The sequence below is a fragment of the Bradyrhizobium sp. Mp27 genome (assembly GCF_029953005.1).
Lineage (GTDB): Bacteria > Pseudomonadota > Alphaproteobacteria > Rhizobiales > Xanthobacteraceae > Bradyrhizobium > Bradyrhizobium barranii.
In genome coordinates this window covers 22,076-35,132 of record NZ_JASAUS010000002.1, presented here as the reverse complement: position 1 = coordinate 35,132, position 13,057 = coordinate 22,076, and the positions used below count along the sequence as shown (strand labels likewise).

General features: G+C 63.8%; 18 protein-coding genes. 2 read left to right on the top strand and 16 right to left on the bottom strand.

Annotation, left to right across the window (positions count from 1 at the left end; genetic code table 11):
* Window positions 1-250 precede the first annotated feature (250 nt).
* The 16 genes from fliP to motA form a co-directional block, all read right to left on the bottom strand.
* Complete coding sequence (gene fliP, locus QJT78_RS01745; RefSeq protein ID WP_014492667.1) at window positions 251-991, bottom strand: flagellar type III secretion system pore protein FliP; 741 nt, start codon at window positions 989-991, stop codon at window positions 251-253.
* Window positions 988-1,431 carry a flagellar basal body-associated FliL family protein gene (locus QJT78_RS01740; protein WP_038944241.1) on the bottom strand — a complete coding sequence of 148 codons (444 nt, stop codon included), beginning with the start codon at window positions 1,429-1,431 and terminating at the stop codon, window positions 988-990. The genes fliP and QJT78_RS01740 overlap by 4 nt, the downstream gene beginning before the upstream one ends.
* 42 nt (window positions 1,432-1,473) lie before the next feature.
* A complete protein-coding gene (gene flgH / locus QJT78_RS01735; protein WP_028153467.1) occupies window positions 1,474-2,169 on the bottom strand; it encodes a flagellar basal body L-ring protein FlgH in 696 nt (231 codons plus the stop codon).
* Entirely contained in the window at window positions 2,170-2,940 is a 771-nt protein-coding gene (locus QJT78_RS01730; protein ID WP_028153466.1) for a MotE family protein, read from the bottom strand.
* A gap of 67 nt (window positions 2,941-3,007) precedes the next feature.
* Window positions 3,008-4,138: a flagellar basal body P-ring protein FlgI gene (gene flgI, locus QJT78_RS01725; RefSeq protein ID WP_028153465.1), complete on the bottom strand. Its 1,131-nt coding sequence runs from the start codon at window positions 4,136-4,138 to the stop codon at window positions 3,008-3,010.
* Window positions 4,135-4,590: a flagellar basal body P-ring formation chaperone FlgA gene (gene flgA / locus QJT78_RS01720; protein ID WP_014492662.1), complete on the bottom strand. Its 456-nt coding sequence runs from the start codon at window positions 4,588-4,590 to the stop codon at window positions 4,135-4,137. The genes flgI and flgA overlap by 4 nt, the downstream gene beginning before the upstream one ends.
* A 35-nt stretch (window positions 4,591-4,625) precedes the next feature.
* On the bottom strand, window positions 4,626-5,414 hold the full coding sequence (gene flgG / locus QJT78_RS01715; protein ID WP_038944240.1) for a flagellar basal-body rod protein FlgG: 789 nt from the start codon (window positions 5,412-5,414) through the stop codon (window positions 4,626-4,628).
* Between the two features lie 17 nt (window positions 5,415-5,431).
* A complete protein-coding gene (locus tag QJT78_RS01710) occupies window positions 5,432-5,761 on the bottom strand; it encodes a flagellar hook-basal body complex protein FliE (protein ID WP_014492660.1) in 330 nt (109 codons plus the stop codon).
* A 2-nt stretch (window positions 5,762-5,763) separates the two neighbouring features.
* The gene (flgC, locus tag QJT78_RS01705; RefSeq protein ID WP_028153462.1) at window positions 5,764-6,180 is read right to left on the bottom strand and encodes a flagellar basal body rod protein FlgC; all 417 of its coding nucleotides are present in this window, start codon (window positions 6,178-6,180) and stop codon (window positions 5,764-5,766) included.
* Window positions 6,181-6,191: 11 nt separating this feature from the next.
* The gene (gene flgB, locus QJT78_RS01700; protein ID WP_038944239.1) at window positions 6,192-6,569 is read right to left on the bottom strand and encodes a flagellar basal body rod protein FlgB; all 378 of its coding nucleotides are present in this window, start codon (window positions 6,567-6,569) and stop codon (window positions 6,192-6,194) included.
* A gap of 85 nt (window positions 6,570-6,654) precedes the next feature.
* Window positions 6,655-7,740, bottom strand: a complete 1,086-nt coding sequence (gene flhB / locus QJT78_RS01695; protein WP_028153461.1) for a flagellar biosynthesis protein FlhB — start codon at window positions 7,738-7,740, stop codon at window positions 6,655-6,657.
* A 13-nt stretch (window positions 7,741-7,753) separates the two neighbouring features.
* Complete coding sequence (locus QJT78_RS01690) at window positions 7,754-8,794, bottom strand: flagellar motor switch protein FliG (protein WP_014492656.1); 1,041 nt, start codon at window positions 8,792-8,794, stop codon at window positions 7,754-7,756.
* Window positions 8,795-8,796: 2 nt separating this feature from the next.
* Window positions 8,797-9,171, bottom strand: a complete 375-nt coding sequence (gene fliN, locus QJT78_RS01685; protein WP_014492655.1) for a flagellar motor switch protein FliN — start codon at window positions 9,169-9,171, stop codon at window positions 8,797-8,799.
* Between the two features lie 76 nt (window positions 9,172-9,247).
* Window positions 9,248-9,562, bottom strand: a complete 315-nt coding sequence (locus QJT78_RS01680) for a hypothetical protein (RefSeq protein ID WP_014492654.1) — start codon at window positions 9,560-9,562, stop codon at window positions 9,248-9,250.
* A complete protein-coding gene (locus QJT78_RS01675; protein ID WP_028153460.1) occupies window positions 9,543-10,484 on the bottom strand; it encodes a FliM/FliN family flagellar motor switch protein in 942 nt (313 codons plus the stop codon). The genes QJT78_RS01680 and QJT78_RS01675 overlap by 20 nt, the downstream gene beginning before the upstream one ends.
* Complete coding sequence (motA, locus tag QJT78_RS01670; protein ID WP_028153459.1) at window positions 10,481-11,377, bottom strand: flagellar motor stator protein MotA; 897 nt, start codon at window positions 11,375-11,377, stop codon at window positions 10,481-10,483. Before motA ends, QJT78_RS01675 begins: the two co-directional genes overlap by 4 nt.
* A gap of 142 nt (window positions 11,378-11,519) precedes the next feature.
* Between motA and QJT78_RS01665 the strand changes: the two genes are divergently transcribed.
* Both QJT78_RS01665 and flgF read left to right on the top strand, forming a co-directional pair.
* Window positions 11,520-12,311 carry a DUF1217 domain-containing protein gene (locus QJT78_RS01665; RefSeq protein ID WP_038944237.1) on the top strand — a complete coding sequence of 264 codons (792 nt, stop codon included), beginning with the start codon at window positions 11,520-11,522 and terminating at the stop codon, window positions 12,309-12,311.
* A 3-nt stretch (window positions 12,312-12,314) separates the two neighbouring features.
* Window positions 12,315-13,043 (top strand): flagellar basal-body rod protein FlgF, encoded by a 729-nt coding sequence (flgF, locus tag QJT78_RS01660; protein WP_028153457.1) that lies wholly within the window; start codon window positions 12,315-12,317, stop codon window positions 13,041-13,043.
* The last annotated feature ends 14 nt before the right edge of the window (window positions 13,044-13,057 follow it).

Here is a 13,057-nt window from a genome sequence, read left to right as displayed (position 1 = left end):
CTTTGATGTACGCGTTACATTTTCATGAGGGGACATACCGGGCTTTCACCGGTACGGAGGGGCGGCATCATGCCTTTGGACTGATGTGGGTGGGGTCCAACCCGCCGTGCCGCATTGCTAGCACGCCGAATCTTGCGCCGAGATTAAGATCGGCTTGAATTTCTCTGTAATATCATATAGTTAACATTACCCTCTGCTAACCATAGACCGGCACTTTTCGCTAACCATAACCGGCCGGCGATCGCGGTAGCTACGAGAACGACCGTACCAGTCCGGAGGCCAGCAGGTTCCAGCCGTCGATCAACACGAAGAACAGCATCTTGAACGGCAGCGCGAGGATCGTGGGCGGCATCATCATCATGCCCATCGACATGGTCAGCGTCGCCACGATCATGTCGATGACGAGGAACGGCAGGATGATGAGGAATCCGATCTCGAACGAGCGCCGGAGCTCGGAGATCATGAAGGCCGGAATGATGACACGCATGTCGATGCGCTTGTCGTCGAACTTCTTGCGGAAGCTCTCCGCGGCGAGTGCCTCGAAGGTCTGGAGATCCTTGTCGCGGACATGAGCCAGCATGAACTCGCGGAACGGATCGGTGATTTTCAGATAGGCTTCTTCCTCCGAGATCTCGTTCTTCATCAGCGGCTGGACGCCGGTTTCCCAGGCGCGGTCGAAGGTCGGCGCCATCACGTAGAAGGTCATGAACAGCGCGAGGCTGATCAGCACCAGATTGGCCGGCGTGGTCTGAAGGCCGAGACCTGAGCGCAGGAACGACAGCGCCACCGCAAATCGCGTGAAGCTCGTCACCATGATCAGCAGTCCCGGTGCCACCGACAGCACCGTGATCACCGCCATCAGCTGGATGATGCGGCCGCTGGTCGAGCCGTTGCCCGGCGGCAGCAGCGAGTTGAGGTCCGGAATCTGGGCCAGCGCCACCTCGGGCAGCACGACCAGAACCAACGCGAGCAGCAGGACTCTCACTCTCACTGAATCACCAAGGTCTCAATGATCAATTCGCGGATCTTGCCCGACGAGCGGATATTGGCCCGCTCGGTCAGGTCGTCGCGCAGATGCTGAAGCCCGCGCGATCCCTCGAACTGGCCAACCGATGCCGACCGCAGATAGGTCACGATGTCCTCGCTGATATGGGCGGCCAGGATGCCGGCATCCTCGTCGCTCATGCTATCAGTCACCATGGAGGCTTCGACACGGGCCCAGTTGTTGGCCGGCGCGGCGAGATTGGTCACGATCGGGGACAGCTTTCTCAGCCGTGCGCTGCCGGCGTAGCTCGTGGCAAGGGGCGGCGGCGTGGCGCTCTTCTTCGCGTCGGCGATGCGCTCCGCAGCCGCGAACAGATGCAGGCCGGCAACCGCGCCCGCACCGATCGCGATCAGGGTCAGCACCACAATGGCCGCAATCAGGCGCATCACGTCCCCTGCCCTCGCGGCGCGGCGCGGTCGGCGCGAATCTCAGAATGGTGCCACGGCGTCATAGATCCGATGTCCCCATCCAGGCTGCTGCACGTCAGACAGATTTCCGCGGCCGCCATAGGCCACGCGTGCCTCGGCGATCTTCTCGTAGGAGATCGTGTTGGTGCGCGAGATATCGCGCGGACGCACGATGCCGCCGACGTTGAGCACGCGCATCTCGGTGTTGACCTTGAACTCCTGCGAGCCGCTGATCATCATATTGCCGTTGGGCAACACGTCGGTGACGATGGCGGCAATCGACAGCTTGATGTCTTCGGTACGATCGATCTGACCGTTCCCCTTGATCTGGGTGTTGGTGTTCAGATTGGCGCTGGTCGAGCCCTTGTCCTGCCATCCGGCGACGTCCATCAGCCAATCCAGCCCGAACTTGATTTGCGAATCGCGCGAACGATCGGTCTTGTTGTCGAGCTTGGCCTTGTCCTGCATCGAGATGATGACGGTCACGACGTCGCCGGTGCGCCGGGCACGGGGATCGCGATAGAGATCCGTGCCGTCGTCCCAGGTCGAGCGATAGCTGACGGGCGTACGCATGCGGGGCGTCACCGGAATCGGATCGGCCTGTGTCCTCAGGCCGGTGCCGACCGGCGACAGTCGCGGACCGGTCAGCACTTCCGCGGGATCGCCGATGCACCCGGTCAGCATCAGGAGCGGCAGGATGAGGATCAGATTCTTCATCTATTTGGTCTTTCCGTCATCCACGCGACGCATTCCGCCGAGCAGATCGGCAAGGTGCGCCGCGCGTGCCGTCTCCATCTCGTTGAAGATCGCGCTCGAGCTCCTCGGACTGAGTTTTGCAAGCACGGCGGCGGCGGTCTCGTCCGCCATCCCGGCGATCTGCGTCGCCGCGGCGTCCGGCTTCATGCGCGAATAGATCTCGACGACGCTCGCTTCGGCCTTTTTCAGGAAGTCGTCACGCAGCGCCATCCACTTCTCGTATTCGGCGCGCTTGGCCTCGACCTCGGCGATCCGCTCCCGGAGCTGGGTCTCGGCCTTCTCCAGCTCCCTGAGCTGCCAGGCCAGCCGCGCATCGACGGCGGGGTCGGCGACATTGCCGCAGAACAGGGCGACCTCATTGTCCGCAGGTACCGCAGCCTGTGCTGGCGCGGGCTTCGGCGGCGCCGTGACGCTGCCCGGCTTGGCCGGGCGCACGGGCGCGACCGCGGGCGCCGGCGCGGGCTTCTCGGGAGCCGGCACGGCCCCCGTGATCGCGGGTCCGGAATCTTCGGCGGCCCACGCCGTCGCCCGCAACGACGCATTGTCGCCCGGTATCGACGAGGTCGCCGGATACGGCTTCTGCGGACCAGGCGCACGGGCACGCGCGAAGGACAGCAGGTTGAGCGGCTTCGACGGCTTGGCCTCGTCCAGTGCCAGGACGGGCGAAGCGCATCCGAACGCGCAGGCCGCGACCAGGAGGAGGAGTTTGGCTTTGTGATCCAGCTTCAGCATCGGGCCGCGTGCGATTCTCGGTCGAGACCTGAGCATTGAGCGACCAAGCTTGCACGACGCTTGTGCATCATTGCACGATGACGTCGGCCTGGAGCGCGCCGGCCGTTTTGATCGCCTGGAGGATCGCGATGATGCCCGACGGCTTCAGGCCGATCTGGTTCAGCCCGCGCACCAGGCGCTGGAGGTCGACGCCGCTCAGGATCGCCACCTGCGATCCGGCCTCGTTGGCCTCGACCACCGTCTGGGGAACGACCACCGTCTGCCCTCGCGAGAACGGCGCCGGCTGCGACACCACTGGAAGCTCGGTGACACGAACCGTCAGGTTGCCGTGCGTCACGGCGACGGTCGATATGCGCACGTCGCGCCCGATCACCACCGTGCCGGTCCGTTCGTTGATCACCACTCGCGCCGGCGTGTCCGGCTCGACCGTCAGCTCGCCGATTTCGGCGAGAAAGCGGACGGGGCCGATATGGCGCGGCTTCGACAGCACGATGGTGCGGTAGTCGCGCTCGAAGGCGATCTGCGCGCGGTAGCGGCCACCGGCGTAACTGTTGATAGCGTCGAGGATGCGCGTCGCGGTGACGAAATCGGGGTTCTTGAGCTCCAGCACCAGGAACTCCATCTCGTGGAGGCTTCCCTGCACCTCGCGTTCGACCAGCGCACCGTTCGGGATGCGGCCCGCCGTCGGCGTGCCCTGGCTGACGTTCTGCGCCTGCCCTCCCACACTGTAACCGGCGACCGTGATCGCGCCTTGCGCCACCGCATAGACGGCGCCGTCCGCCGCCCGCAGCGAAGTCATCACCAGCGTGCCGCCGAGCAGCGAGGTCGCATCGCCGAGCGAAGATACGGTCACGTCCATGCGCTCGCCCGCTCCGATCGAGGGCGCCAAATCCGCGGTCACCATGACGGCTGCGACGTTGCGTGTGCGCAGCGTCGTCGGACGCGGGGGATTGTTGGTGCTCGTGGTCTCGTTCCTGACGTTGATACCCATGTTCTCGAGCATCGATTGCAGGGACTGCTCCGTGAACGGAGCGTTCCGGAGCGTGTCGCCGGTGCCGTTCAGGCCGATGACGAGGCCGTAACCGACGATCTGGTTTTCGCGCAATCCCTTGATGTCCGCGATGTCCTTGATGCGGACAGCCGCCTGGGCGCTGGCGGCGGAAACGAGCAGGACGAGCGCAAGCAGGATTCTGGTCATGATCCATCCACGACCTTGACGGTGCCGTCCGGCTGGACGACGCCTCTGATGATCACGCCGGTGTCGGTGTTTCGCACCGGAATGAGCGCGCCGGTCGCGCCCGACTGCATCGCCGCGCCGTAAGTGACGATCGACAGGCCGCTGTCTTCCACCACGACCTTGACCATGGCGCCGCGGGCAATCGTCCAGGGATCCTCCACCGAATTGGTCGGAATCGGCTGGCCCGGCAACAGCGTGCGCCGTGCCATGCGTCCGACCAGGATCTGGCGTCCTTCGATGAACATGGCAACGCCGAGCACGTTCGGCGCGAAGGCGCGTTCCGTGATCATGTCGTCCCGGATCAGCTCGCCGGCTCGGATCGAGACGGCCGGCACGGGAAGCCGCTTCTCCTCGGCCGCAGCGAGGCGCGCCGAGACGAGAACCAGCAGCACGGCGGCCAACCCGCGCACCATCAAGCCCACCCTGTTCGACATCGAGAACACCGGAACTAGCGCATGCCCTTCGAGACCGTCTGGGCCATTTCATCCGAGGCCTGGATGACCTTGGCGTTCATTTCGTAGGCGCGCTGCGCCGAGATCAACTCGGTGATTTCCTTGACCGGGTCGACGTTCGAGGCTTCGAGATATTGCTGGTTGATCTTGCCATATCCGGAATCGCCCGGCAGTCCGACGACCGGCGTGCCGGACGCCGTGGTCTCGCGATAGAGATTGCTGCCGAGCGGCTCGAGACCCGCTTCGTTGGCGAAATTGGCGAGGTTGAGCTGGCCGATCTGCCGCGGGTTGATTTCGGTGTCCAGCTTGGCAAACACCTGTCCGGTCTGGTTGACCGTGACCTGAACGGTTCCCTGCGGTATCGTGATTGCGGGATCCAGCAGATAGCCGTCGGTGGTGACGAGCTGGCCGTTGGCGTTGGGGCTGAACGAACCGGCGCGGGTGTATTGCACCTCGTTATTCGGGCCGAGCACCTGAAACCAGCCGCGGCCGTTGATCGCGAGGTCGTAGGGGTTGCCGGTCTGCGTGAGCGCGCCCTGGATGTGCAACTTGCGAATGGCCGTCGACTTGACGCCGAGGCCGAGATTGGAGCCTTCCGGGATCGGCGAGGAGCCATTGACGTTCGCGACGCCCTGCATGCGGTCCATCTGGTAGAACAGATCGGTGAATTCCGCGCGCGCACGCTTGTACGACGTCGAGTTGATGTTGGCGATGTTGTTCGCGATGACTTCGATGTTGGTCTGCTGGGCGTTCATGCCCGTGGCCGCAATGGCGAGCGATTTCACAGCTTCATTCCCTCAGATCAAATCGACATCCGGACGACTTCTTGGTAGGCTTGCACGACCTTGTCGCGGACCGCGACCGCGGTCTGCAAGGCCTGCTCGGCCGACATCAGCGCCTCCACGACCTTCCGGGTCGATTCCTTGCCCTGCATCGCCGAGATCGACGCCGCTTCGCCCGCCTTCAGCGTCCCGATCGCGTCCGTCGTCACCTGCTTCATCACCGATTCGAATCCGACATCGTCGGTGGACTGAATCGCAGTCGGCGCCGCCGGCGCGATGGCCTGCGTCTCGGTCGCGCGGCTCGCCGCCTGCCCGGCGGAAATCGCGGTGGACGAAATTGCCTCAAGCATTGTCAGCTCCTCAGCAGGTCGATGGTCATGCCCAGCATCGACCTCACCTGTTTCACGACCTGGAGATTGGCTTCATAGGACCGGTTGACTTCCCGCATGTCGGCCATCTCGATCATCATGTTGACGTTCGGCAGCTTGACGTAACCGGCCTTGTCGGCGGCGGGATGTCCCGGCTCGTACTCCACGCGGTACGGCGTGGTGTCGACCCCGATCTCCTTGACCTTCGCAAGCTGCGCGCCCGAGGCGCGGTCCATGGCGGCATCGAAGGTGATGGTCTTGCGCTGATACGGATCGGCGCCGGCCGTCCGCCCCGTCGAGGTCGCATTGGCAAGGTTTTCCGAAACGACGCGCATGCGCGTCGACTGCGCTTCGAGCCCGGAGCTCGCGACCGTCAATGACGCTTGCAGTGAGTCCAGCATGTCAATTCACCTCAGCTCTTCGCGCTCGACAGCAGCATGCGGTGGAACGACCGCACGACCGCCGAGTTCATCGAGTAGTCGCGACTGACGTCGCTGCCCTTGATCATTTCCTGCTCGAGGCTGACGGAGTTGCCGGAGTGAACCACTTCCCAGCTGTCCTTCGCGGTCTTCCGCGTATCGGTCTCGGCCGCGGACAATTGCATGTGCGAGGGCGACGTCGTCGCGAGCCTGACCGGCGTGGCGTCGAGAACCTTGTTGAAGGGCTCGACGTCGCGCGCCTTGAAGCCCGGCGTATTGGCGTTGGCGACGTTGGTCGCGATGGTCGACTGGCGGAGCTCGAGGTACCGCGCCTGCGACGATGCGAGTTCGAAGAGATAAAGCGGTCCCACGACGGCCCCATGCTGATTTCTTAAGATTAAGTTTAGGACCGCAAGCTTTCGTCAGGCTGATGCAGCCGACGCTATGCTCGGAAATCTACTGAACCTTCTCGGTCCTCGGCGCCTGCTTGGACTGCAGGAAGTAGATGATCTCGGCGACCGGCCGGAAGAATTCCGCCGGAATCACCTGGTCGACCTGAACCGCCTCATAGAGCGCGCGCGCCAGCGCCTTGTTCTCGATCACCGGGATCCGGTTCTGCTCCGCGACTTCGCGGATCTTGAGCGCGATCACGTCCATGCCCTTGGCGACGACCATGGGCGCTGCGTTCTCCTCGCGCTTGTAGCGCAGCGCGATCGCGAAGTGCGTCGGGTTTGCGATCACCAGCGTCGCGCGCGAGGCGGATGCGATCATGCGTTGGCGCGAACGGTCGCGCGCCAGTGAGCGCAGGCGCGCCTTGATCAGGGGATCGCCCTCCGCCTGCTTGTGCTCGTCCTTGATCTCCTGCTTGGTCATGCGCAGCTCGCGCCGCCAGTGGAAGCGCGCCCAGGCGAGATCGATCGCGACCAGGACGATGGTGGCGATGCAGATCGCCGAGACGATCCGCATCGCGATGTTGAGAATCATCTCCGGCAGCGCGACCGGATCCGTGTACATCGCCTCGAACGCCCTGGCTTCGGACGAGCGCAGCACGAACACGACGACGACCGTCACCGAGACGAGCTTGAACAGCGACTTGGCGAATTCGACGAGGCCCTGTGTTCCGAACAGCCGGCTCCAGCCGCTGATCGGGGAGATTCGCGACAGCTGCGGCTTGATGCGCTCCAGCACCAGGCGCGGCGCATTCTGCAGCAACGATGCGGCGAGGCCGAACACCGCCATGGTGACGACCAGCGGCACCAGGAATCGCAACGCCTCGAGGCCCACCACCGTGAGCAGGTTGCGCGCGTCCGCGCCGTTGCCAAGAGGGAAGCCTTCGGGATCGTCGAGCAGGCTCTTCAGCGTCGGCGTCAATTGCTGGACGCCCGGGCCGATCAGGAACGCCTGGATCACCATCAGTGCGGCCATCGAGGCGAAGATAGAAGCCTCCCGAGAGACCGGGATTTTGCCCTGTTCGAGCGAATCGCGGACTTTCTTCTCGGTCGGTTCTTCTGTCTTGCTCTCCTGATCGGATGTTTCTGCCATGCCCGTTCAGCGGTCAGCGGAAGACCAGCTCATCCTCCTGCTCGGGGTTGAGCTCGATTTCGCCCTTTTCCGCCAGGTCGAGTGCAAGGTCGGTGATAACGCGGCGCGCCTCCAGCACGTCGCGCTGGTTCGACGGCTCGCCGATGGCGAGTTCGTGCTCGACGACGCGGCGGACGCGCGAGGCAACCGAGGACAGGATGAGTTCGCGGAAATGCTTGTCGGTACCCTTCAGCGCGATAACGATGCGATCGGTCGGCACCTGATCGAAGATCATGGTGCGCGCCTTCGGGGTCAAATTGACCACGTCGTCGAAGGTGAACAGCAGTTCCTTCAGAACTTCGGCAGACTTCGGACGCTTCTCCGACAAGCTCTTCAGCATGTCCTCGATATGGCCGCGCTCCATCTTGTTGATGATGTCCGCAACGCGCGCGTAGGTGTCGGCGCCGAGGTTGCGGGCAAAATTGAGCGTCAGGTCCTCGTGCAGGGTCTTCTCGAGGACCTTCATGGCGTCGTCGACGATCGGCTTGAGGCTGAGGACGCGCCGCATCAGCTCGTTGCGCAGGCTCGACGGCAGCTGGCTCATCACCTTGGCGGCGCAGGACGGCTTGACCTTGGACAGGATCAGCGCCGCGGTCTGCGGATGCTCCTTGGAGAGGTATGTCGCCAGCGAGTTTTCCGACACCGACGAGACGCGGTCCCACACCGACCGGCTCGAATTGCCGAGCAGGTCCGACATGATTGCCGAGACCTGGTCGGCCGGCAGCACATCGCCGAGCACGGCTTCGAGACCGCCGATGGTGCCAAGAATGTTGGCGCCCATCGAGAATTGTTGGGCGAACTCCTCGACGATCGACTCGAGCTCCTGCGCGGTGATCGGCCGCAGCTCGGCCGCGGCCTTGGTGACGATGCGGATATCCTGCGGCTCGAACTGCGAGAGCACGCTCGCGGCCGCCTGCCGGCCCATGGCCAACAGGAGTGCCGCGACCTTTTCCGTTCCGCCCAGCGTGGCAACGCCTCGCTGCTTGATAGGAGCGACGCCGACCTGTGCCGCCATGATCAGGTATCACCCTGCCCCAGCGGTCCGACAATCTCCGTGAGCGAGACGCCGAAGCGGGAATTGTCCTCTTCGACGACAACCACTTCGCCGCGGGCAACGACGCGGCCATTGACCACGACGTCAACGGGCTCGCCGACGCGGTGATCGAGCGGAACCACCGCGCCGCGGCCGAGTTTCATCAGGTTCGCGACGGGAATGGTCGCTGATCCCAGCACCACCTGCATCGTGACGGGAATGCGCAGGATGGCATCGACATTGGCGAATTTGCCGGTTTCCTCTGCCGTGCGCGCGGCGATCTCCGCCAGCCGCTCCAGCGGAGACGCATCGGTCTCTCCCGATGCCGATGCAGACTCATATTCGAAAGATTGCGCCATTTGGTATCGCCTCTTGGTATTTCCGCTCCCGGAGCGCCGCGACGGTCCGATCGCACGTGTTCTGCAAGTCCCGAATTCAGTGCTTGTTCGCCTCGGCGCCGCTCACGGTTGCGGTCGGTTGAAGCCCGCTCCGCGCATCGAGCGCCGCGATCGCCTCGTGGGCCTGATCTATCTTCGTGCTCAGCACATTGGCGAGCCGGCCGAGATTTGCGGTGGAATCATGTGCGGCGGTGATGACGGTGTCGAAGGCGCCCGCCGTCTCGTGGACGATGGTCGAGAACTCGCCCTGGTAGCTGCGCAGCCGCGCCAATTCGCGGTGCATCCGGGTCACCCTCATGCTGGTGAACGCCAGCGCGATCAGCAGCACGGCATCAACGAGATAGGATATCATCGACGAACTCCCGCTTCTGATCGACGGGATCGGCCACCTGCATGGCGTAATAGCCATCGAGCTGGCCGATCTGACACCAGAACAGCACCTGGTTGTTGCTCTCGAGCCGGGCCAACGTGCGCGGCGTGGCCTCGAGCTCCAGAACCTGCCCCACCTTGAATTGCACGACGTCCTCGAGGGAAATCATCTTCTCGTCGAGCACCGCGCTCAGCGTCACTTCGGTACGGTGAACCTCGCTCTCCATCTGCTCGCGCCAGCGCGGATCAGCCGCGCGGCCGTCGCTGACGACGACGTGGGCGAGCTTCTGCCTGAGCGGATTGAGCGCGGAGTGCGGAATGATCAGGAACATCTGGCCGCCGCGATAGAGCGCCTGCACCATCATGTTCGCGCAGATCGACATATTGCTGGCGCGCCCAATCGCGAGCGACGCCATCGCCGTCTCGACGCGCTCGACACGGAAGGTGACATTGGAGGTGCCGGCGAAGGCGCCCTGCAGCGCCTTGGCGAACCGCTCAAACAGTGCCTGGACCAGCCGGATCTCGATGTTCGAGAAGGTGCGTTCGACGTCGAGCGGCGGTTCGGCGCCGTCGGAGCCGAACATCGCCTCGACCATGGTGAACACGAAGTCGCGATCCAGCATGATGATGACGCGCGAGTCCCACTGCTCGGCATAGAGCACGGCTGCAACCGCGTTGCCCTCGTAGTCCTTGATGATGTCGCCGAGCGGGTCGTTGGTGATGCCGTTGACGGAGAAGTAGCACGGCGTTCCCGCCATCGGCTGCAGGCTGTCGGTGCACGATGCCGCCATGCGATCGAAGATCACATTGAGCATCGGCATGCGTTCGATCGATATGCCGGCGGCGTCCAGCAGGTAGTTCGGCAGCTGCTTCCGCTGATCGACGTCGAGGTCTTCCGTCATCATGCGCGGGCAGCCTTCGGTTCAGCCTCGGTCGCGACGGCCTTCGGACCTGCAATCGTCTCGTTCTCGACCACGTCGATCGACGGCCGTTCGCCGCTCGCGATCATCTTGCGACCGTGCTCGACGGCGATCTGCGGCATGGCGCCGTTCATGAACGCCAGCAGCGTCTGCTTGACGATGATATAGGGCCGGCAGCGCTTCTCTCGCGTCATCTTGATCTTGATCGCGAAGGGCGAGAGGACCCCGTAGGACAGGAAGATGCCGGCGAAGGTGCCGACGAGCGCCGCCCCGATGAAGCCGCCAAGGAGCTTCGGCGACTGGTCGAGCGCGCCCATGGCCTTGATGACGCCGAGCACGGCGGCGACGATGCCGAGTGCCGGCAGCGCCTCGGACACGACCACCATCGAATTGTAGGGCGCCAGCTTGGCCTTCACGATGGTGTGGATCTCTTCGTCCATCAGCGCTTCGATCTCGTGCGTGCGCGCATTGCCCATGATGATGAGGCGGACATAGTCGCAGATGAACTGCAGCAACGGCGGGTCCCCAAGCACGCTCGGGAACGCCTTGAAGATCTCCGAGGACGCGGGATCGTCGATATGCGCCTCAACCTCGTTGCGGCCCTTGCCCCGCAGCTCCCGCATCAGGGCATGGAGCGCTCCGAGCAAATCGAGGTAATAGCGCTCACTCGGCACCGCGCCGGTAATGGCCTGCATGCAGGCCACGCCGGTATCAACGACCGTTTTCCACGGATTGGCAACGATGAAGGTGCCGATCGCGGTGCCCATGATGATCACGAATTCCCACGGCTGCATGAGCACGGCCAGATGCCCGCCCATGGCGGCAAATCCGCCGAGCAGTGCCGCTACCGTGATGAAAATCCCCACGAAACTGAGCAACGCACCACTCCATCGCCGATCCCATCGGGAATATCTAGTCGGCGACGCTTGCGCGAGGCTGGCTTCGTGGTCGCCAGCCCCGCGCAAGCAATTGGCGGCAGCTTGAGACAATGTCGCAACGGCGGCCAGAGGGGCGCGTGCCATGCTATCCACGATCGCGGACTACACCAGACTGACCAAGGACATGGGCAAATCGCTGACGCAGGTCGCGGCCCAGCCGGACGTCAGCCGCGACACCGATTATTTTCTCAGCCATATCGGCAAAGTGAAGACGATCGACGACTTCCTGAAGGACTATCGCCTCTACTCCTACGCGATGAAGGCCTTTGGTCTCAGCGACATGACCTATGCCAAGGCGTTCATGCGCAAGGTGCTGACCGAGGGTGTCTCCGACTCCAAGAGCTTCGCCAACAAGCTGACCGACACCCGCTACCGGCAATTCGCCGCCGCCTTCAATTTCGCCGCCCTCGGCGACAAAGCGACCCAGACCGCCGCGGCCACCACCGGTACGGCGACCCAATACGTCACGCAGACGATGGAGGAGAAGGCCGGCGACCAGAACGAGGGTCTGCGGCTGGCGCTCTATTTCACCCGCAAGGCCTCTACCATCAGCACCTCCTACCAGATCCTCGCCGACAAGGCGCTGACGCAGGTGGTCCAGACCGCCATGGGCTGGTCGTCGACGATCAGCTCGTCCGACATCGACGCCCAGGCCAAGATGATCACGGACAAGATCGACCTCACCGATTTCCAGGATCCGACCAAGGTGACCAAATTCGTGCAGCGCTTCGCGGCGATGTGGGATGCGACCCAAGCCCAGAGCGACACCTCGACCAACCCCGCGCTGGTCCTGATCGCCGGCGCGTCGTCGACGTCGGTCAGCCTGGATACCGACATGCTCACGACGCTTCAGAACATCCGATTCAATAGGTAAATCATGCAATCGGCTCTCTATGTGGGATTGTCGGCGCAGGTCGCTCTCGAAAAGCGCCTCCAGACGATCGCCAACAACGTCGCCAACGTCAACACGGCGGCATTCCGCACCGACGTCGTGAAGTTCGACACCGTGCTGTCGAAGGCCGGCGCGAACCCGGTCGCCTTCTCCTCGCCCGGCGACAACATCATCTCGCGCGAGATGGGCAGCATCACCGAGAGCGGCAACCCGCTCGACGTCGCCGTGGTCGGACAGGGCTGGATCGCCTTCGCCGGCCCGAACGGCACGGTCTATACGCGCGACGGCCGCCTCCAGATCGCCCCCAACGGGGATCTTCAGACCGTGTCGGGCTTCCCCGTGATCGATGCCGGCGGCGCGCAGATCACGCTCGACCCGAACGGCGGACCGATCGCGATCGCCCGCAGCGGCGCGATCACCCAGGACAACAACGAGATCGGCTCCATCGGCCTGTTCAACATTCCCGCCGATGCCAATCTCGAGCGCTACGGCAATTCCGGCGTCACGCCGGACCGGCCCGCGACCGCCATCGCCGATTTCTCCCGCGACGGCTTCAAGCAGGGCTATGTCGAGGGCTCCGGCGCCAATCCGATGATGGAATTGACCAAGCTGATCGCGGCTTCGCGCGCCTTCGACGGCACCAATTCGATGATCGAGGGCACCGAGAGCTCACTCCAGAACGCAATCCGGACGCTGGGCGAGCCGGGCAAATAGACTGCGCTGCATGC